This is a genomic window from Pseudomonas sp. DR208 (assembly GCF_019823005.1).
Lineage (GTDB): Bacteria > Pseudomonadota > Gammaproteobacteria > Pseudomonadales > Pseudomonadaceae > Aquipseudomonas > Aquipseudomonas extremorientalis.
On record NZ_CP081944.1, the window covers coordinates 5,890,441 to 5,908,935 of the forward strand.

16 protein-coding genes are annotated in these 18,495 nt (G+C 62.0%); 14 read left to right on the plus strand and 2 right to left on the minus strand.

Going from position 1 to position 18,495, the window contains the following annotated elements:
• Positions 1-33 precede the first annotated feature (33 nt).
• From K5K89_RS26715 to rarD, 5 genes are all read left to right on the plus strand, one after another.
• Complete coding sequence (locus K5K89_RS26715; protein WP_071490266.1) at positions 34-771, plus strand: ComF family protein; 738 nt, start codon at positions 34-36, stop codon at positions 769-771.
• Between the two features lie 57 nt (positions 772-828).
• Positions 829-1,593, plus strand: coding sequence for a TOBE domain-containing protein (locus K5K89_RS26720; RefSeq protein WP_222540540.1), 765 nt, complete (start codon positions 829-831; stop codon positions 1,591-1,593).
• A gap of 79 nt (positions 1,594-1,672) precedes the next feature.
• Complete coding sequence (locus tag K5K89_RS26725) at positions 1,673-3,574, plus strand: PhoX family protein (RefSeq protein WP_222540541.1); 1,902 nt, start codon at positions 1,673-1,675, stop codon at positions 3,572-3,574.
• Positions 3,575-3,772: 198 nt separating this feature from the next.
• Positions 3,773-4,747 carry a serine/threonine protein kinase gene (locus K5K89_RS26730; protein WP_222540542.1) on the plus strand — a complete coding sequence of 325 codons (975 nt, stop codon included), beginning with the start codon at positions 3,773-3,775 and terminating at the stop codon, positions 4,745-4,747.
• Positions 4,748-4,808: 61 nt separating this feature from the next.
• Positions 4,809-5,693 carry an EamA family transporter RarD gene (gene rarD, locus K5K89_RS26735; protein WP_071490270.1) on the plus strand — a complete coding sequence of 295 codons (885 nt, stop codon included), beginning with the start codon at positions 4,809-4,811 and terminating at the stop codon, positions 5,691-5,693.
• A gap of 223 nt (positions 5,694-5,916) precedes the next feature.
• Here the strand turns inward: rarD and K5K89_RS26740 are convergent, their stop codons facing one another.
• On the minus strand, positions 5,917-6,429 hold the full coding sequence (locus tag K5K89_RS26740; protein ID WP_071490271.1) for a glycine cleavage system protein R: 513 nt from the start codon (positions 6,427-6,429) through the stop codon (positions 5,917-5,919).
• 266 nt (positions 6,430-6,695) lie between these two features.
• On the opposite strand from K5K89_RS26740, the gene K5K89_RS26745 reads away from it, so the two are divergent.
• Entirely contained in the window at positions 6,696-8,873 is a 2,178-nt protein-coding gene (locus K5K89_RS26745; RefSeq protein WP_093120794.1) for a malate synthase G, read from the plus strand.
• A gap of 149 nt (positions 8,874-9,022) precedes the next feature.
• Here K5K89_RS26745 and K5K89_RS26750 read toward each other — a convergent pair whose 3' ends face one another.
• On the minus strand, positions 9,023-9,469 hold the full coding sequence (locus tag K5K89_RS26750) for a response regulator (RefSeq protein ID WP_058426679.1): 447 nt from the start codon (positions 9,467-9,469) through the stop codon (positions 9,023-9,025).
• A 246-nt stretch (positions 9,470-9,715) separates the two neighbouring features.
• On the opposite strand from K5K89_RS26750, the gene K5K89_RS26755 reads away from it, so the two are divergent.
• The 8 genes from K5K89_RS26755 (at position 9,716) to K5K89_RS26790 (ending at position 18,483) form a co-directional block, all read left to right on the plus strand.
• Complete coding sequence (locus tag K5K89_RS26755) at positions 9,716-11,638, plus strand: putative nucleotidyltransferase substrate binding domain-containing protein (RefSeq protein WP_170856044.1); 1,923 nt, start codon at positions 9,716-9,718, stop codon at positions 11,636-11,638.
• Complete coding sequence (locus tag K5K89_RS26760) at positions 11,635-12,342, plus strand: PolC-type DNA polymerase III (RefSeq protein WP_222540543.1); 708 nt, start codon at positions 11,635-11,637, stop codon at positions 12,340-12,342. The genes K5K89_RS26755 and K5K89_RS26760 overlap by 4 nt, the downstream gene beginning before the upstream one ends.
• Positions 12,343-12,475: 133 nt before the next feature.
• A complete protein-coding gene (locus K5K89_RS26765; RefSeq protein WP_222540544.1) occupies positions 12,476-12,994 on the plus strand; it encodes an RNA polymerase sigma factor in 519 nt (172 codons plus the stop codon).
• Positions 12,991-13,971 (plus strand): FecR domain-containing protein, encoded by a 981-nt coding sequence (locus tag K5K89_RS26770; RefSeq protein WP_071490276.1) that lies wholly within the window; start codon positions 12,991-12,993, stop codon positions 13,969-13,971. Before K5K89_RS26765 ends, K5K89_RS26770 begins: the two co-directional genes overlap by 4 nt.
• An 85-nt stretch (positions 13,972-14,056) precedes the next feature.
• A complete protein-coding gene (locus tag K5K89_RS26775; RefSeq protein ID WP_222540545.1) occupies positions 14,057-16,486 on the plus strand; it encodes a TonB-dependent siderophore receptor in 2,430 nt (809 codons plus the stop codon).
• A gap of 65 nt (positions 16,487-16,551) precedes the next feature.
• Positions 16,552-17,646 carry a PepSY-associated TM helix domain-containing protein gene (locus K5K89_RS26780; RefSeq protein ID WP_222540546.1) on the plus strand — a complete coding sequence of 365 codons (1,095 nt, stop codon included), beginning with the start codon at positions 16,552-16,554 and terminating at the stop codon, positions 17,644-17,646.
• Positions 17,643-17,819 (plus strand): hypothetical protein, encoded by a 177-nt coding sequence (locus tag K5K89_RS26785; RefSeq protein WP_092242210.1) that lies wholly within the window; start codon positions 17,643-17,645, stop codon positions 17,817-17,819. The genes K5K89_RS26780 and K5K89_RS26785 overlap by 4 nt, the downstream gene beginning before the upstream one ends.
• Before the next feature lie 34 nt (positions 17,820-17,853).
• Complete coding sequence (locus K5K89_RS26790) at positions 17,854-18,483, plus strand: glutathione S-transferase family protein (RefSeq protein WP_222540547.1); 630 nt, start codon at positions 17,854-17,856, stop codon at positions 18,481-18,483.
• The last annotated feature ends 12 nt before the right edge of the window (positions 18,484-18,495 follow it).

Genomic DNA, 18,495 nt, shown 5'->3' on the forward strand with positions numbered 1-18,495 from the left:
GACACGGATGCTCGGCATATTTAAGGAAGATTCATGTACTGTCAACCGAGATACAAACACCAGGTTTACATCTGGTTAAATAACATACAAACCTGTTTAATCTGTGATGAAGCGACATCTTCCGCCCATTGTGTGTGCAACGTCTGCGAAACCGAGCTGCCCTGGCTCATGGAGCACTGCGATGTGTGTGCCCTGCCCTTGCCGATGGAGGGTTTGATTTGCGGGCAATGCCAAAAAAATCCCCCCGCGTTTAAACAGGTCATCGCCCCCTGGTCCTACAGCTTTCCCATCGACAGCCTGATCAGCCGCTTCAAGCATCAGGCACGCTGGCCCCTCGGGCAGATGCTGGCGTGGCTCCTGGCGCAACACCTGCAACATCGCTTTGACAATACCGAACTCGTACGCCCCGAGTGCCTGCTACCGGTGCCCATGGCGCGCAAGCGTCTGCGCGAACGCGGCTACAACCAGGCGTTGATGCTGGCACGCTGGCTCGGCAGCGACTTGAACATCCCCCACGATGAACAGCTGTTGTTACGCCCCCATGAAACCGTGGCCCAACAGGCCCTTGACGCCAAGAACCGTAAACGCAACCTGCTCGGCGCCTTCGCCCTGGCGCCCGACGCCCAGGTGCAGGGCCGGCATTTCGCCCTGGTCGACGACGTGCTGACGACCGGCGCCACGGCCCACAGCCTGGCGCGGTTATTGATGAACGCCGGTGCGAAGCAGGTCGATGTGTATTGCCTGGCCCGCACGCCCAAACCGGGCAGTTGACTTGACTCCAGCCCACCGTGCCCGCAACGTTCGGCCAATCCCATCGAAGCGTATCCCATGTCTCTGCCAGCCTCCCTCAGCCAACACATCATTCGCCGCCCCCAGCGCATTGCCTTGCTGGCGCATATCGCCGAGCAGGGTTCCATCACCCGCGCGGCCAAAAGCGCAGGCTTGAGTTACAAGGCGGCGTGGGATGCCATCGACGAGTTGAACAACCTCGCACAAAAGCCGTTGGTAGAACGCAGCGTGGGCGGCAAGGGCGGCGGCGGTGCCAAGCTGACGACCGAAGGTGAGCGCGTGTTGCGTCTGTACCAGCGTCTGCAAGCGCTGCAAGCCGAGGTGCTGGGCTCCGATGAAGCCGCCAGCGACTTCAACCTGCTCGGCCGCTTGATGCTGCGCACCAGCGCGCGCAACCAATTGCAAGGCCAGGTCATCGCCATCGAGCAGCAGGGCCGTAACGATCTGATCCGCCTGCAACTGGCCGGCGGCCTGAGCCTGGACGCGCAGATCACCCACGACAGCACGCAGCGCCTGGAGCTGGAAACCGGTGTGGAAGTGGTCGCATTGATCAAGGCCGGATGGCTGGAATTGCTCCCATCCAAGCAATCTGCAACACCTGGACACAATTGCATGAGCGGCACCGTCGACGCCATTCTCGACGCCGACGACGGCCCCGGCGAAGTGCGCATCGCCCTGCCCAATGGCCAGGTTTTATGCGCCCTGGCGCGGCCCGACGCACTCAAGGACGTGGGCGCCGTCGTAGGTAAAACCATCACCGTGCAGTTCGCGCCGAGCAATGTGCTGCTCGGTACGCCGGTGTAGCCGCAGCCCGCCTTCAAACTGCAACCATTTCGTCACGCCCGCTCCTTATGGTGTCTGCAAAAACCGCAGGGAGCCTGAGATGAGCCTATTAGAAGAAAACCAAGCCACCGACCTTGAACAGATGGTCGGCCTCACCCGCCGCCGCTTTATCGGCGCTGGCGCCCTGTGCGGTGCCGCAATGTTCCTCGGTGGCAACCTGCTGAGCCGCAGCGCCCTGGCCGTCAACGCCGCCAGCGCCAGCAGCCCGCTGCTGGGCTTTACCAGCATCGCCGCCGCCACCAGTGACGCCATCACCTTGCCGCCAGGCTACAGCGCCTCGGTGCTGATCAGTTGGGGCCAACCGCTGAGCAAGAGCGCACCCGCCTTCGACCCGTCCGGCAACGGCACGGCCAAGGCCCAGGAGCAGCAGTTCGGTGACAACAACGACGGCATGAGCCTGTTCGCCTTCCCGGGCGACGACAACCGTGCGCTGATGGCGATCAACAACGAATACACCAATTACCGCTACCTCTTCGCCCACGGCGGCGCGCCGCAATCGGCCGAAGACGTGCGCAAGGCCCAGGCCAGCGAAGGCGTGTCGGTGATCGAAGTGCGGCGCAAGGGCGACACCTGGCAGTTCGTGCAGGACTCGCGCTACAACCGGCGCATCCACGGCAACTCGCCGATCAACCTCAGCGGCCCCGCCGCTGGCCACGCCTGGCTGAAAACCAGCGCCGACAAAACCGGCAAGAAAGCCCTCGGCACCTTCCAGAACTGCGCCAACGGCAAGACGCCGTGGGGTACTTACCTGACGTGCGAAGAGAACTTTACCGACTGCTTTGGCAGCAGCAACCCGCAACAAACCTTCGACGCCGGGCAGAAACGCTACGGTGTGGTGGCCGCCAGCAAAGACATCAACTGGCACCCGCACGACCCGCGCTTCGACATCGCCAAGAACCCCAACGAACTCAACCGCCACGGTTGGGTGGTGGAAATCGACCCGTTCGACCCCAAGTCCACGCCGGTCAAGCGCACGGCCCTGGGCCGCTTCAAGCACGAAAACGCCGCCCTGGCCGAAACCCGTGACGGCCGCGCCGTGGTGTACATGGGCGACGACGAACGCGGCGAGTTCATCTACAAGTTCGTCAGCCGCGACCCGATCAACCACCACAACCCCAAGGCCAACAAGGACCTGCTCGACCACGGCACCTTGTACGTGGCGATCTTCGACGCGGGCGACGGCAACGCCGATCACCCCAAGGGCAAGGGCCAATGGGTCGAACTCACCCACGGCAAGAACGGCATCGACGCCAGCACCGGTTTCGCCAGCCAGGCCGAAGTGCTGATCCACGCGCGCCTGGCCGCCAGCGTGGTGAAGGCCACGCGCATGGACCGCCCGGAATGGATTGTGGTCAGCCCCACCGATGGCCAGGTCTATTGCACCCTCACCAACAACGCCAAGCGCGGTGAAGACGGCCAGCCGGTGGGTGGCCCCAACCCGCGTGAAAAAAACGTCTACGGCCAGATCCTGCGCTGGAAGGCCGACGCGGATAACCACGGTTCCACCGAATTCAGCTGGGACCTGTTTGTGGTGGCCGGCAACCCGGGCGTGCACGCTGGCACGCCAAAGGGTGGCTCGTCGAATATCAACCCGCAGAACATGTTCAACAGCCCGGACGGCCTGGGTTTCGACAAGGCTGGACGCCTGTGGATTCTCACCGATGGCGACTACAGCAACGCGGGTGACTTCGCGGGCATGGGCAACAACCAGATGCTCTGCGCCGACCCCTCCACCGGGGAAATCCGCCGTTTCATGGTCGGCCCGGTAGCGTGTGAAGTGACGGGCATCAGCTTCTCGCCGGATCAGAAGACGTTGTTTGTGGGGATTCAGCACCCAGGCGAAACCGGCGGTTCGACCTGGCCGGAACATCTGCCGAATGGCAAGCCGCGCTCGTCAGTGATGGCAATTCGGCGGGATGACGGCGGTATCGTCGGCGCCTGACAAAGCCTCATCGGGGGCAAGCCCCCTCCCACACTGACTGTGTTCACAGTCAAAATATGTGAATGCAGTCAATGTGGGAGGGGCGGTGCGACGATTCGACTTGCCCCCGATAGCAATGGCACAGCCACCCCCTATCTCAGCCCCGGTGCGTTACCATACCCGGCCGGACGCGGCGCCCTGCTGCGCGCAGGAGTTCGCATGGCCCACCCGTTTGAAACACTCACCCCCGACCTGGTCCTCGACGCCGTCGAAAGCATCGGTTTCCTCAGCGACGCTCGCGTCCTGGCACTCAACAGCTACGAAAACCGCGTCTACCAAGTCGGCATCGAAGACGCCGAGCCGCTGATCGCCAAGTTCTACCGCCCGCAGCGCTGGACCAACGAGGCGATCCTCGAAGAACACCGCTTCACCTTCGAACTGGCCGAATGCGAAGTGCCGGTGGTCGCGCCACTGATTCACAACGGCGAAAGCCTGTTCGAACATGCCGGATTCCGCTTCACCCTGTTCCCGCGCCGTGGCGGCCGCGCGCCGGAACCAGGCAACCTCGACCAACTCTATCGCCTCGGGCAACTGCTCGGCCGTTTGCATGCGGTGGGCTCTACCCGCCCGTTCGAACACCGTGAAGCCCTGGGCGTGAAGAATTTCGGGCACGACTCCCTCACCACCCTGCTCGAAGGCAATTTCATCCCCAAGAGCCTGTTGCCGGCCTACGAGTCCGTGGCCCGCGACCTGCTCAAGCGTGTGGAAGAGGTGTACAGGGCCACGCCGCACAAGAACATCCGCATGCACGGCGATTGCCATCCCGGCAACATGATGTGCCGCGACGAGATGTTCCACATCGTCGACCTGGATGACTGCCGCATGGGCCCGGCGGTGCAGGACCTGTGGATGATGCTCGCCGGCGATCGCCAGGAATGTCTGGGGCAGCTGTCGGAATTGATGGACGGCTATCAGGAGTTCCACGACTTCGACCCGCGTGAACTGGCGCTGATCGAACCCCTGCGTGCCCTGCGCCTGATGCATTACAGCGCCTGGCTGGCACGCCGCTGGGATGACCCGGCGTTCCCCCATAGCTTCCCGTGGTTCGGCAGCGAGCGGTATTGGGGCGATCAGGTGCTGGCGCTGCGTGAGCAATTGTCAGCCTTGAATGAAGAGCCGTTGAAGCTGTTTTGACCGGGACACGGATTTCCCTACAATCGCCACTTTGTCAGTTGCCTGAGCAAGGATTTTTGCAATGCACGCCGCCAACCCCCGCAAGGGGTACATCCTGGGCCTGAGCGCCTATGTCATCTGGGGCCTGTTCCCGCTCTACTTCAAAGCCATCGCCAGCGTGCCCGCCGCAGAGATCATCGTGCACCGCGTGCTGTGGTCGGCGCTGTTCGGCGGTTTGCTGTTGATGGTGTGGAAACATCCCGGCTGGTTCCGCGAACTGCGCGACAACCCCAAGCGCCTGGCGATCCTGGCACTCAGTGGTTCGTTGATCGCGGGTAACTGGCTGACATACGTGTGGTCGGTCAACACCGGGCGCATGCTGGAGGCGAGCCTGGGTTACTACATCAACCCGTTGGTGAATGTGGTACTGGGCATGTTGATCCTGGGTGAACGCCTGCGCCGTTTGCAGTGGGTCGCCGTTGGGCTGGCTGCGGTGGGTGTGGCGCAGCAGGTGTGGCAAGTGGGCAGCCTGCCGTGGGTATCGCTGGTACTGGCGTTGACCTTTGGTTTCTACGGGCTGATTCGCAAGCAGGCACCGGTGAAAGCCCTGCCGGGGCTGGTGGTGGAAACCTGGATGCTGGTGCCGATTGCGGTTGCATGGCTGCTGTTCAACCCGACCGCCCACAGTGCGCAGATGGAATTCTGGGGCACCTCCGAAGCCTGGTGGCTGGTAGCCGCCGGCCCGGTGACACTGATCCCGCTGGTGTGTTTCAACGCCGCCGCAAGGCATTTGCCCTATACCGCCCTGGGCTTTTTGCAGTACGTCGCGCCGACCCTGGTATTGCTGGAAGCCGTGCTACTGTTCGGCGAGCATCTGGCACCAAGCACTTTGACCGCCTTCGCGTTCATCTGGGCGGGCCTGGTGGTGTACAGCGTGGATATCTGGCTCAGCGCACGCAAACGCTGATCAAATAACGTACAAACCTCTGCAAGCCATAATCTACGTGGCTTGCAGACATCCACCCCAAGGTTATCCACAACCTGATCCCCGCCATTTGTGCACAAGCCCTTGAAACTGCTCGTTTTTTGCTCAAGTAGCGAAGAACCCCGCACGGCGTGGCCTGGCGCAGGGTCTCTACAGGTTATCCACAGGCCCATGCAAGATTTCCATGCATAACCCTGTGGGCCGATTATTCCTCGTGATGCAGTTCCACCATCAGGTCGTCCGCCAGGGTTTCCAGGGACAACTGCAAGGTATCCAGGGATAACGCTGCCGGCACCTGCAGCAGCGCTTCAGCAGTAAACAACGGATCACCGCTCATGGGCGCCGGGCGCACGTCCGTGCTCAGGCTCTCCAGGTTCACGCCCTGCTTGCTCAGCAGCGCCGTAATCTCGCGCACAATGCCCGCACGGTCATTGCCCACCAGCGTCATCATGATCGACTTGGAGGCCGAGGCCTGCCCGCTGCTGCCTTCGCCCACCAGCACGCGAATGCCGTGTGTGGATAAGTCCTCCAGCGCGCCGACCAGCGCCTGACGGTTCTCTGTTGGAACGCTGACCCGCAGGATCCCGGCAAATTGCCCGGCCATGTGCGCCATGCGGCTTTCCAGCCAATTGCCACCGTGGGTGGCAATATTCTGCGCGATGCGTTCAACCAGGCCGGGTTTGTCGGCGGCGATAATTGTGAGTACAAGATGGTCCATGGCGAAGCCCTCTGAATTCAATCTACAAGGTGGACTCGGAAGCCCTCGAAAACAAATCGTGTACCATTTTTATATTTATCTGGAACAATCCAATAGTTTTTTGAGAACATCCGGTTCTCCGCTGTGACCGCACGACGAAAGTGGGTCGCTAAACGACGTATTTAGTCTAATTTTCACAACCGCAAGTCATCATGTAGTATGCCCAACCGTGCACTACATAATGAAAATCTGAAAAAGCGCATAAGCTCCGCAGAGTGAGGCAAGCAATGACTGAACACGTTCAAGTCGGTGGCCTGCAGGTCGCCAAAGTCCTGTTCGACTTCGTGAACAACGAAGCCATTCCCGGTACCGGCATCACTGCCGACCAGTTCTGGGCCGGTGCCGACAAGGTCATCCACGACCTGGCACCGAAGAACAAAGCCCTACTCGCCAAACGCGACGATTTCCAAGCGCGGATCGATACCTGGCACCAGACTCACGCAGGTAAAGCGCACGACCCCGTGGCTTACAAAGCCTTCCTGCAAGACATTGGATACCTGCTGCCAGAAGCCGCGGATTTCCAGGCCACGACCCAAAACGTCGATGACGAGATCGCCCGCATGGCCGGCCCGCAGCTGGTGGTGCCCGTGATGAACGCGCGCTTTGCCCTCAACGCCTCGAATGCGCGTTGGGGCTCGTTGTATGACGCCCTGTACGGCACCGACGCCATCAGCGAAGCCGACGGCGCCGAGAAGGGCCAGGGCTACAACAAAGTCCGTGGCGACAAGGTGATCGCCTTCGCCCGCGCCTTCCTCGATGAAGCCGCACCGCTCAGCGCCGGCAGCCATGTGGATTCGACCGGCTACAAGATCGTCGATGGCACGCTGATCGTCAGCCTCAAGGGCGGCAGCAACAGCGGCCTGCGCGACGATGCACAACTGATCGGCTTCCAGGGTGACAGCGCCCAGCCGATTGCGATCCTGTTGAAACACAACGGCCTGCACTTCGAAATCCAGATCGACGCCAACACCCCGGTCGGCCAGACCGACGCCGCCGGCGTCAAAGACGTGCTGGTGGAAGCCGCGCTGACCACCATCATGGACTGCGAAGACTCCGTCGCCGCCGTGGATGCCGACGATAAAGTGGTGATCTACCGCAACTGGCTCGGCCTGATGAAGGGCGACCTGGCCGAAGAAGTGTCCAAGGGCGGCAAGACCTTCACCCGGACCATGAACGCCGACCGCGTGTACACCGGCGTAAATGGCCAGGACGTGACGCTGCATGGCCGTTCGCTGCTGTTCGTACGCAACGTGGGTCATCTGATGACTATCGACGCGATCCTCGACAAAGACGGCAACGAAGTGCCGGAAGGCATTCTCGACGGGCTGATCACCAGCCTGGCCGCGATCCATAGCCTCAACGGCAACAGCAGCCGCAAGAACAGCCGCACCGGTTCCGTGTACATCGTGAAACCAAAGATGCACGGCCCGGAAGAAGCCGCGTTCACCAACGAGCTGTTCGGCCGTATCGAAGACGTGCTGAAGCTGCCACGCAATACGCTGAAAGTCGGGATCATGGACGAGGAACGCCGCACCACGGTCAACCTCAAGGCCTGCATCAAGGCCGCCAGCGAGCGCGTGGTGTTTATCAACACCGGCTTCCTCGACCGTACGGGCGACGAGATCCACACCTCCATGGAAGCCGGCGCGATGGTGCGCAAGGCGGCGATGAAGGCGGAAAAATGGATCGGCGCCTACGAAAACTGGAACGTCGATATCGGTTTGAGCACCGGGCTGCAAGGCCGTGCGCAGATCGGTAAAGGCATGTGGGCGATGCCCGACCTGATGGCGGCGATGCTCGAACAGAAAATCGCCCACCCACTGGCCGGTGCCAATACCGCGTGGGTGCCATCGCCTACGGCGGCGGCGCTGCACGTGTTGCACTACCACAAGGTCGACGTGTTCGCCCGCCAGGCCGAGTTGGCCAAGCGCGAGCGCGCGTCGGTGGACGACATCCTGACCATTCCCCTGGCCAGCAACACCGATTGGTCTGACGAAGAGATCCGCAACGAGCTGGACAACAACGCCCAGGGCATCCTGGGTTATGTCGTCCGCTGGATCGACCAGGGCGTCGGCTGCTCGAAAGTGCCGGACATCAACGATGTGGGCCTGATGGAAGACCGCGCCACCCTGCGTATCTCCAGCCAGCACATCGCCAACTGGCTGCGCCACGGCATCGTCGACGAAGCCCAGGTGATGGAAAGCCTCAAGCGCATGGCGCCGGTGGTGGACCGTCAGAATGCCGGGGACAAGTTGTATCGTCCGCTGGCGCCGGATTTCGACAGCAACATCGCGTTCCAGGCAGCGGTGGAGTTGGTGATTGAAGGGACCAAGCAGCCGAACGGGTACACCGAGCCGGTGTTGCACCGTCGGCGTCGGGAGTTCAAGGCTAAAAACGGCCTGTAAATGAAAAAGCCCTGATCGAGAGATCGGGGCTTTTTCTTTGGGGTTGTGGTGGCTGAACTGGCGCTATCGGGGGCAAGCCCCCTCCCACAACTAATAGAACATGTGGGAGGGGGCTTGCCCCCGATGAGGCCGTTATAGACACCGCAGAATCAGGACGCCATCCCCAACTCCCGCTTCACCATCTTTGCCAATTTCACGCTATCAATCGGCTTGAGCAAAAAGTCCACTACGCTCAAGTGCATCGCATCGATCACGTCCGGCGCTTCGGCGTCCCCCGACATGATGATGATCGGCAACGCCGCCCGGGTGGATTCACGCACTTGTCGGATCAGTTCCAGGCCATTGCTGGGCGCCATGCGCAGGTCGGTGATCAACAAACCGATAGAGCTGCTGGACTTCAACAAATCCCACGCCGCCTCACCACTGTCGGCGGTCATGCAGCGAATACCGTCCAGCCCCAGGATTTCCGCCAACAGTTCACGCGCGTCCTTGTCATCGTCAACAATCAACACGCGTTGTGGCGGTAAATCAGGCTCCAGCATCACGGCGCTCAGCGCCTCACGCTCGGCATCGCTCAAAATATCGTGGTCGGACATACGGTTCTCAGCAATTCTCATCTAGCTCCCAGCACACTCGTCAGACATCTGCGGAAGGGCGATCAATGTGCACTTCGTCGGAAAGTTTGACTAGTGGGTGTTCTACGGGGTTTGGACGATAGTCATGTAAGGTTTTTCCCTAGTTCTATGGTGTTTTCAGCGACCTAGACTTACGTCCAATGGGCACCCGCTGCGCAGGAGTCGACCATGAAGGACGATAACGACAAAAAAACTGCGGTCACTGTTATGAGTAAAGCTGATGCCTACGCCCAGGCGGGGAAAACTGCTGTACTGCAAAATATCCACGGCACCCTGCAATTCCTGCAACGTTTCCCGCCGTTCAACCAGATGGAAAACGCGCACCTGGCGTTTTTGGTGGAACAGTGCCAGTTACGCTTCTACAGCCCCGGCGACAGCATCCTCAAACCGTCGGGCGGCCCGGTAGAGCATTTTTATATCGTCAAGCAGGGTCGCGTCGTGGGCGAGCGGCCGGACAGCGCCGAAACCACTTTTGAAATCACCACGGGCGAATGCTTCCCCCTGGCAGCCCTGCTCGGCGAACGGGCCACCCGCACCGAGCACAAGGCCGCCGAAGACACCTTCTGCCTGCAACTGAACAAACCGGCGTTTATCAAGCTGTTCGCGCTGTCCAGCCCGTTTCGCGACTTTGCCCTGCGCGGCGTCAGCAGCCTGTTGGACCAGGTCAACCAGCAAGTGCAGCAAAAGGCGGTGGAAACCCTCGGCACTCAATACTCCCTGAACACTCGCCTGGGTGAATTGGCCATGCGCCACCCGGTAACGTGCAGCCCCACCACACCGCTGCGCGAGGCCGTTACGCTGATGCATGAGCAGCAGGTGGGCAGTATCGTGATCGTCGATGAACACAAAGCGCCCTTGGGGATTTTCACCCTGCGCGACCTGCGCCAGGTGGTGGCCGATGGCACCAGCGATTTCAGCCGGGCCATTGAAGGCCATATGACCCAGGCACCGTTTTTCCTGACCCCGGACCACAGCGCCTTCGACGCGGCCATCGCCATGACCGAGCGGCATATCGCCCATGTTTGCCTGGTCAAGGAGCAGCGCCTATGCGGCGTGGTGTCCGAACGCGACCTGTTTTCCCTGCAACGGGTGGACCTGGTGCACCTGGCGCGCACCATCCGCAACGCACCGCGGGTAGACAACCTGGTAGCGATTCGCGGCGAAATCGGCCAATTGGTGGAGCGCATGCTGGCACATGGTGCGTCGTCCACCCAGATCACCCACATCATTACGCTGCTCAACGACCACACCGTGTGCCGGGTGATCGAACTGACCCTGGCCGAGAAAGGCGACCCCGGCGTGCCGTTCAGCTGGCTGTGCTTTGGCAGCGAAGGCCGCCGCGAGCAGACGCTGTATACCGACCAGGACAATGGCATCCTGTTCGATGCCAAGGACGCCGCCGAAGCGGCCGAGATGCGTGGCCGGCTGCTGCCGCTGGCGCAGCAGATCAACCAGAGCCTGGCGCTCTGCGGGTTCAGCTTGTGCAAGGGCAATATCATGGCCGGCAACCCGGAGTTGTGCCTGTCGCGGGCTGAGTGGGCGCGCCGTTTCGCAGCGTTTATCCGCGAGGCCACGCCGGAGAATCTGCTGGGTTCCAGTATCTATTTCGATCTGCGGGTGGTGTGGGGCGACGAGCGTGGCTGCGAGCAACTGCGCCAGGGCATTCTGGATCAGGTCGCGGACAACCGATTGTTCCAACGCATGCTGGCCGAGAACGCGTTGCGCCAGCGCCCACCTGTAGGACGCTTCCGCGAGTTTGTGCTGACCCGTAAAGGGGGCGAGAAAGCCACCCTCGACCTCAAGGTGCAGGGCCTTACGCCATTTGTGGACGGCGCGCGCCTGCTGGCCCTGGCCAATGGCATCCACGCCAACAACACCTTGGAGCGCCTGCGCCAACTGGTGGTCAAGGAAGTGATCGAGCCCCTGGATGGCGCCGCCTACGAAGAGGCCTACCACTTTATCCAGCAAACCCGCATGCAGCAGCACCAGTTGCAGACCCGCGAGAACCAGCCGTATTCCAACCGCGTCGACCCCGACAGCCTCAACCATCTGGACCGGCGCATCCTGCGGGAATCCCTGCGCCAGGCCCAACGCCTGCAAAGCAGCCTGACGTTGCGGTATCAGCTGTGAGCTTGTTCAACTGGCTGCGTACGAAAAAACCGGGGCTCGACAGCACGCAACAACAGCGCCTGGAGCAACTGTGCAAGCCTTTGCCTCTAGGCAACGAACCTTTGCGCAGCCAGCGCTGGGTGGTGGTGGACCTGGAAACCAGTGGCCTGAACCTCAATCGCGACCAGGTACTGTCCATCGGCGCGGTGGTGATCGAGGACGGCGCGGTGGACTTCTCCCAGATGTTCGAACGCACCCTGCAACGCGCCGAGACCAGACTCAGCCCCAGCGTACTGATCCACGGCCTCGGCCCCAGTGCCATTGCCGCCGGCAGCGACCCGGCCGAGGCACTGCTGGATTTCATGGAGTTCGTCGGCGACAGCCCGTTGCTGGCCTTCCATGCGCCATTCGATCAACACATGCTGTGCCGGGCGCTCAAGGACAGCCTGGGTTACCGCCTGGCCCACCCGTTCCTGGACGTGGCCGACATCGCCCCTTTGCTGTGCCCCGACGCGCATATCCGCGAGGCCGGGCTGGACGACTGGATCAACCATTTCAACCTGCACGTGGGCGAGCGCCATCACGCCAGCGCCGATGCCCTGGCCACGGCAGAGCTGATGCTGATCCTGTTCAGCCGCGCACGGGCGCAGCACATCGACACCCCACAGGCGCTGCTAGAGCGTTTGAGCCAATGGAAACGGCGTAAACACGCGCCCTCTTTCTAAGGCCGCCGATCCTTGTGGTGAGCAGGCTTGCCCCGGTACAAACCGACAGACGCCAATTGCGCCCACCCCACGGCTCTGACACAATCGCGAATAATTCTCGTTAGTTTAAACATCGCGTTTACCAGGTGATGCCTTGTCGTCGATCCAGAACCCACGCAGTGAGCTTGTTGGTGCGTTGTATCGCGACCATCGTGGCTGGCTGCTGGCCTGGCTTCGACGCAACGTCGCCTGCCCGAGCCGTGCCGAGGATTTGAGCCAGGACACCTTCATACGTCTGCTCGGCCGTGATGAGCTGCGCGAACCCCGCGAGCCACGGGCCTTTCTGGTGGCGATCGCCAAGGGCCTGTTGTTCGACTACTTCCGCCGCGCCGCCCTGGAGCAGGCGTATCTCACCGAACTGATGCTGATCCCGGAAAGCGAACATCCCTCGCCGGAAGAACAGCAACTGATCCTCGAAGACCTCAAGGCCATCGACCGTCTGCTCGGCAAGCTGTCGAGCAAGGCCCGCGCCGCCTTCCTCTATAACCGCCTCGACGGCCTGGGCCACGCGGAAATCGCCCATCGCCTGGGCGTATCCGTACCCCGGGTGCGCCAGTACCTGGCCCAGGGCATTCGCCAGTGCTACATCGCGCTGTATGGCGAGCCGCTGTGACGGTGATCAGTTCCAAACCCGTGTCGGCCCGCGTGCTGGATGCGGCGATTGCCTGGCAGCTGTCCCTTGATTCAGGCGACGGCAGCGCCATTGAGCGCGAAGAGTTCGATAAATGGCTGGCCAGCGATGAAGAGCACGCCCGCGCCTGGCGCCAACTGGGCATGCTCGACCAGCGTTTCAGCATGGCCTCGGGCCCGGCGCGGGTGGCGTTGTTGCAATCGCGCGAAGGCATTCGCCAACGCGTGCGCAAGCTGGGCAGTGGGCTGGCGAGCATTGCACTGGTGATCGGCCTGGCGTTGTTTGCCGGCGAGCGCTATGTGCCGATCCACTATTGGCTGGCCGACCAACGCACCGCCACGGGTGAACAGCGCACGCTGAAGCTGGCGGACGGTACGCTGATCAACCTCAATACCCACAGCGCCATCGACGTGCGTTTTGATGAAAAACGTCGCCTGATCGTATTGCAGGAAGGCGAGATCCTGGTCGAGACCGGCCATAACGATGCCCGCCCGTTCTATGTGCAAACCCGCGACGGCAGCCTGCGGGCGTTGGGCACGCGGTTCATCGTCAAGCGCGAAGACGACGCCACGCGCTTGAGCGTGCTGCAATCGGCGGTGGCCGCCCAGCCCGAGGCGCTGCATCAGGAGCAAATCTTCAAGGCCGGCCAGCAAGTGCTGATGCGCAGCGACGGCCTCGGCCCACTGCTGGCCGTTACCCCCGCCACCGACGCCTGGACCCGCGGCATGCTGGTGGTGGACAACGCCCGCCTGGGCGATGTGATCGAGGAATTGAGCCGCTACCGCACCGGTTACCTGGGTGTGGATAAAAACGTGGCCGACCTGCGCATCACTGGCAGCTTCCCATTGCGCGACACCACGCTGGCGCTTAATGCGCTGCTGCCGACCCTGCCGGTGCAGATCGAGCAGCACACGCCGTGGTGGGTGACGGTGACTGGCAAGGCACCTGCCGCCAAATAAAAAATATTTCCCCCCGCCCTATCACTTTCTGATTCTCGTTCGGCACATAGGCAATTGCGAATTACTTCCATTCAGGAGCCGCCCTATGTCCCGCACGCTAGACACCTTGTTGCGCCCCAGCCTGTTAGCCGTGGCCATTGCCCTCGGCGCCCCGCTGGCCAGCACGTCGCTGATCGCCGCCGAACAGGCGTCCAGCGTGCGCGCCTACAACCTGCCGGCGGCGCCACTGGCCAGCACCCTGAACCAGATTGCCAGCCAGGGCGGCCTGGCACTGACCCTCAGCCCGGCACTGGCATCGGGCAAGACCTCGGCGCCGGTCCAGGGCCAGTTCGACGCACCCGGCGCGCTGCGTGAGGCGTTGCGAGGGACGGGACTGCAGTTGGAACAAAGCAGTGCGGGAACCTACACCCTGGTGGCAATTCCGGAAGGCGTCGTAGCGTTGCCGACCACCAATATCACCGGCCAGGACAGCTATGAAAGCGCCTGGGGCCCGGTCGACGGCTACCTGGCCAAGCGCACTGCCGCCGGCACCAAGACCGACACCGCGTTGGTCGAGGCGCCGCGTTCGATCTCGGTTGCCACGCGCCAGCAGATGCAGGACCGCAACGTGCAGAACCTGGACGATGCGGTCAAATACATGCCCGGCATCGTGTCCGCCAGCTACGGCAGCGACACCCGCTACGACTGGATGCGCGTGCGCGGCTTCGAACCAACCCAGTTCCTCGACGGCCTGCCGCTGCCACGCGGTGTGTACGCCAACCCGAAAGCCGAAACCTGGAACCTCGACCGCCTCGCCCTGCTGCGCGGCCCGGCCTCGTCGATCTACGGCCAGACCCCGCCGGGCGGTTTGCTGGACATGGTCAGCCGCCGCCCCAGTGCTGAATCGAGCAATGCCGTACAGGTGCAATACGGCAGCGACAACTACCGCCAGATCAACTTCGCCAGCACCGGCAAGATCGATGACGAAGGCCAGTTCCTCTATGGCCTCAGCGGCGTGGTGCGGGATGCCGGCACCCAGGTCGACCAAATCGATAACAAGCGCTACAACATTGCGCCCAGCCTGACCTGGAACATCGACCCGGACACCAAGCTGACCTTCCTGTCGCAGTTCACTCGCGACGATACGGGCGCCACCAGTCAGTTCCTGCCTATCGTGGGCACCAAGATCAAATCGCCATTGGGCGATGTGTCCCACCACAAAAACCTGGGCGACCCGGACTACGAGTTTTACGACCGCACCTATTACGCGTTGGGCTATGCGTTCGAGCACCGCTTCAACGACACCTGGCAGTTCAAACAGAACCTGCGCTACACCAAGTCGGAGCTGTCGTTCCAGCAACTGACCGTGGGCGCTTATGCCTATTACCCGGTTGACGCTGCCGGTAACATCGGCCGCACCTCGACCAACGTCGACGAGAACATCGGCCAGTTCGCAGTCGACAACAACTTCCAGGCAGACTTCGCCACCGGCGATGTCACGCATACCCTGCTGCTGGGCCTGGATCACCAGCGTACCGATACGTCATACCTGTCGATCTACGGCGGAGCAGGCACGGTCAACATCTTCAATCCTGTAAACACCACGCCGGTCGTACGTCCTCCACGCTCCGATGCGTATTACGATTACAACCAAAAAACCATCCAGACCGGCCTCTACGTACAAGACCAGATGGCCTTGGACAATTGGCGCCTGACCCTGGGCGGTCGTGAAGACTGGGTCCATCAGGGCACGACCTACTTCAATAAGAACGACGTCACCAACACCGACCGCAGCAAGAACTTCAGTGGCAACGCAGCGTTGAGCTATGTGTTCGACTCGGGCTTTGTGCCGTACTTGTCCTACGCTGAATCTTTCCAGCCAGCGAGCAACGCCAGCGTAGACCCACTCAAATCGTACAAGCCAACCGAAGGCAAGCAGTGGGAACTCGGGATCAAGTACCAGCCACCCGGTTCCAACACCCTCTTGAGTGCGGCGGTGTATGACCTGACCCAGAAAAACGTACTGGTCACCAGCACAGGTGCAGGCGGCCAGGCGGTCACCGACCAGACCGGCGAAGTGAAAGTCAAAGGCCTGGAGTTGGAAGCCGTGTCTGACGTGACCGAAAACCTCAAGGTGATCGCCGCCTACACACTGGCCAAATCCGAAGTCCAAAAAGGCGACTTCAAAGGTAACCGCCTGCAACTGATGCCAAATCAGCAAGCGTCGCTCTGGACCGACTACACCTGGCACACCGGTGTACTGGACGGCTTCGGTATCGGCTTCGGCGCGCGCTACACCGGCAACACCTACGGCGACCAGGGCAACACCTGGCTCGGCAAAGCCAACGCCTACACCGTTTTCGACGGTGCGGTGCATTACGACTTGGGTCGCCTGGACAACAGCCTCAAAGGCGCCTCGGTCAAACTCAATGCCACCAACCTGTTCAACAAGGACTACATCTCCACCTGTGACGGTTCCTACTGCTACTTCGGCGACCAACGCAGCGTCGTCGCCAGTGCCACCTACCAGTGGTAATCGGCTGAGTTAACCACCGGGCCGCCCCAATGGGCGGCTTTGGTGTGTCTGAAGGTTGAAAAAACATGAAAAGCAAAACCATCCGCCGCTGGTCCTTCATCCACACCTGGACCAGCCTGATCTGCACGGTATTCCTGCTGCTGCTCGCCCTCACCGGCCTGCCGCTGGTGTTTCACCACGAGATCGACCACCTGCTGGGCAACGAGCCCGAGCTGGCGCAGATGCCCGTCGACACGCCGCAGCTCAACCTGGAGCAACTGGTCAGCGCCGCGCAGGCCCATCGCCCCGGCGACGCCATGCAGTACCTGGCCTGGGACGAAGACAACAAGAACGGCGTGATCGCGATCATGGCCGCCACCGCCGGCACCGAGCCCAACTCGTCGCACACCTTCCTGCTCGACGCGCGCACCGGCCAAGCCATGGAAACCCCGGCGGCCAACGGCGGGTTCACGATGTTCCTGCTGCGCTTGCATGTGGATATGTTCGCTGGCCTGCCGGGCAAGTTGCTGCTGGCGTTCATGGGGGTTCTGTTTGTGCTGGCGATCATCTCCGGCACGGTGCTGTACCTGCCGTTCATGCGCCGCCTGAAATTCGCCACCGTGCGTCAGGACAAATCCACCCGCCTGCGCTGGCTCGACCTGCACAACCTGATCGGCGTGGTCACCCTGACCTGGGCGCTGGTGGTGGGCGTGACCGGCGTGATCAGCGCCTGCGCCGACCTGATCATCGCCGCCTGGCGCCAGGACAGCCTCAGCGCCATGATCGAGCCTTACAAAAACGCCCCGCCCCTGACTCAACGCGCCCCGGCCACCGAACTGCTGGCGATTGCCGCCAAGGCCGCCCCCGGCATGGAGCCGGACTTCATCGCCTTCCCCGGCACACGCTTTTCCAGCGAACACCATTACGCGGTGTTCATGAAAGGCAGCACCCACCTCACCTCGCATTTGCTCACGCCGGTACTGATCGACGCCAGCACCCTGGCTGTCACCGCCGTCGCCGAACGGCCGTGGTACATGGACGCCATGGGCCTGTCCCAGCCGCTGCACTTTGGCGATTACGGCGGCATGCCGATGAAGATCCTGTGGGCGGTGTTGGATGGGCTGACCATCATCGTGCTGGTGAGCGGGATCTACCTGTGGATCGTAAGGCGCCGAACATGAAGCCACGTCAGTCGAGTTTCTGGAAGGTCTTCGGGATCCCTCTGGGGATCGGCCTGCTCAGCGCCGCCGGGTTGTTTGCGGCGCTGCTCGGGGATGGGCTGTGGGATTCGCTCAGTTGGCTCGGGCTGGGCATCCCCGCTGCAATTGGTACTTGGGCCTTGATCAAACGGTGAGATAGATTAGCGCAGCCCATTCAGAGGAATGCCCATGTCCGCTCCCAGCATGACCTTGTTCCACAACCCCGCGTCACCGTTCGTTCGTAAGGTTCGCGTGCTGCTGGCTGAAACCGGCCAGCAGGATCGCGTCGCCCTGTACGGCTGCATGCCGACCCCGGTCAACCCGGATGCGCAGGTGGTAGAAGGCAACCCCGTGGGCAAGATCCCGGCCCTGCGCCTGGCCGACGGTTCAGTCCTGCACGACAGCCGGGTGATCCTCGATTACGTCGACCACCAGCACGCCGGCACCCCGCTGATCCCCCGCGACGGCTCGGCCCGCTGGCGCCGCCTGACCATGGCCTCGATGGCCGATGGCATCATGGATGCCGCCGTGCTGGTGCGCTACGAAACCGCCCTGCGCCCGGCGGAAAAACACTGGGACCAGTGGCTCGACGAACAGCGCAACAAGATCCGTCGCACCCTCGCCGAGCTGGAAGCCGATGCGATTGCCGAACTGGCCAGCCATTTCGATATCGCCGCCATCAGCGTGGCTTGTGCCCTGGGTTACCTCGATTTCCGTCACCCGGATATGCAATGGCGCCTGGACAACCCGCAGCTTGCCGCCTGGTTCGCCGAGGTCAGCCAGCGGCCTTCGATGCTGGAAACCCAGCCACCGACCTGATGTTCACACCGA

What these genes read in the sequence shown, in the direction of transcription:
- K5K89_RS26730 (WP_222540542.1), top strand. Translation starts at nt 3,773, where the DNA reads ATGGCCCACCCGTTTGAAACACTCACCCCCGACCTGGTCCTCGACGCC.
- K5K89_RS26745 (WP_093120794.1), top strand. Translation starts at nt 6,696, where the DNA reads ATGACTGAACACGTTCAAGTCGGTGGCCTGCAGGTCGCCAAAGTCCTG.
- K5K89_RS26715 (WP_071490266.1), top strand. Translation starts at nt 34, where the DNA reads ATGTACTGTCAACCGAGATACAAACACCAGGTTTACATCTGGTTAAAT.
- rarD (WP_071490270.1), top strand. Translation starts at nt 4,809, where the DNA reads ATGCACGCCGCCAACCCCCGCAAGGGGTACATCCTGGGCCTGAGCGCC.
- K5K89_RS26740 (WP_071490271.1), bottom strand. Translation starts at nt 6,429, where the DNA reads ATGGACCATCTTGTACTCACAATTATCGCCGCCGACAAACCCGGCCTG.
- K5K89_RS26725 (WP_222540541.1), top strand. Translation starts at nt 1,673, where the DNA reads ATGAGCCTATTAGAAGAAAACCAAGCCACCGACCTTGAACAGATGGTC.
- K5K89_RS26780 (WP_222540546.1), top strand. Translation starts at nt 16,552, where the DNA reads ATGAAAAGCAAAACCATCCGCCGCTGGTCCTTCATCCACACCTGGACC.
- K5K89_RS26720 (WP_222540540.1), top strand. Translation starts at nt 829, where the DNA reads ATGTCTCTGCCAGCCTCCCTCAGCCAACACATCATTCGCCGCCCCCAG.
- K5K89_RS26750 (WP_058426679.1), bottom strand. Translation starts at nt 9,469, where the DNA reads ATGTCCGACCACGATATTTTGAGCGATGCCGAGCGTGAGGCGCTGAGC.
- K5K89_RS26755 (WP_170856044.1), top strand. Translation starts at nt 9,716, where the DNA reads ATGAGTAAAGCTGATGCCTACGCCCAGGCGGGGAAAACTGCTGTACTG.
- K5K89_RS26785 (WP_092242210.1), top strand. Translation starts at nt 17,643, where the DNA reads ATGAAGCCACGTCAGTCGAGTTTCTGGAAGGTCTTCGGGATCCCTCTG.
- K5K89_RS26775 (WP_222540545.1), top strand. Translation starts at nt 14,057, where the DNA reads ATGTCCCGCACGCTAGACACCTTGTTGCGCCCCAGCCTGTTAGCCGTG.
- K5K89_RS26790 (WP_222540547.1), top strand. Translation starts at nt 17,854, where the DNA reads ATGTCCGCTCCCAGCATGACCTTGTTCCACAACCCCGCGTCACCGTTC.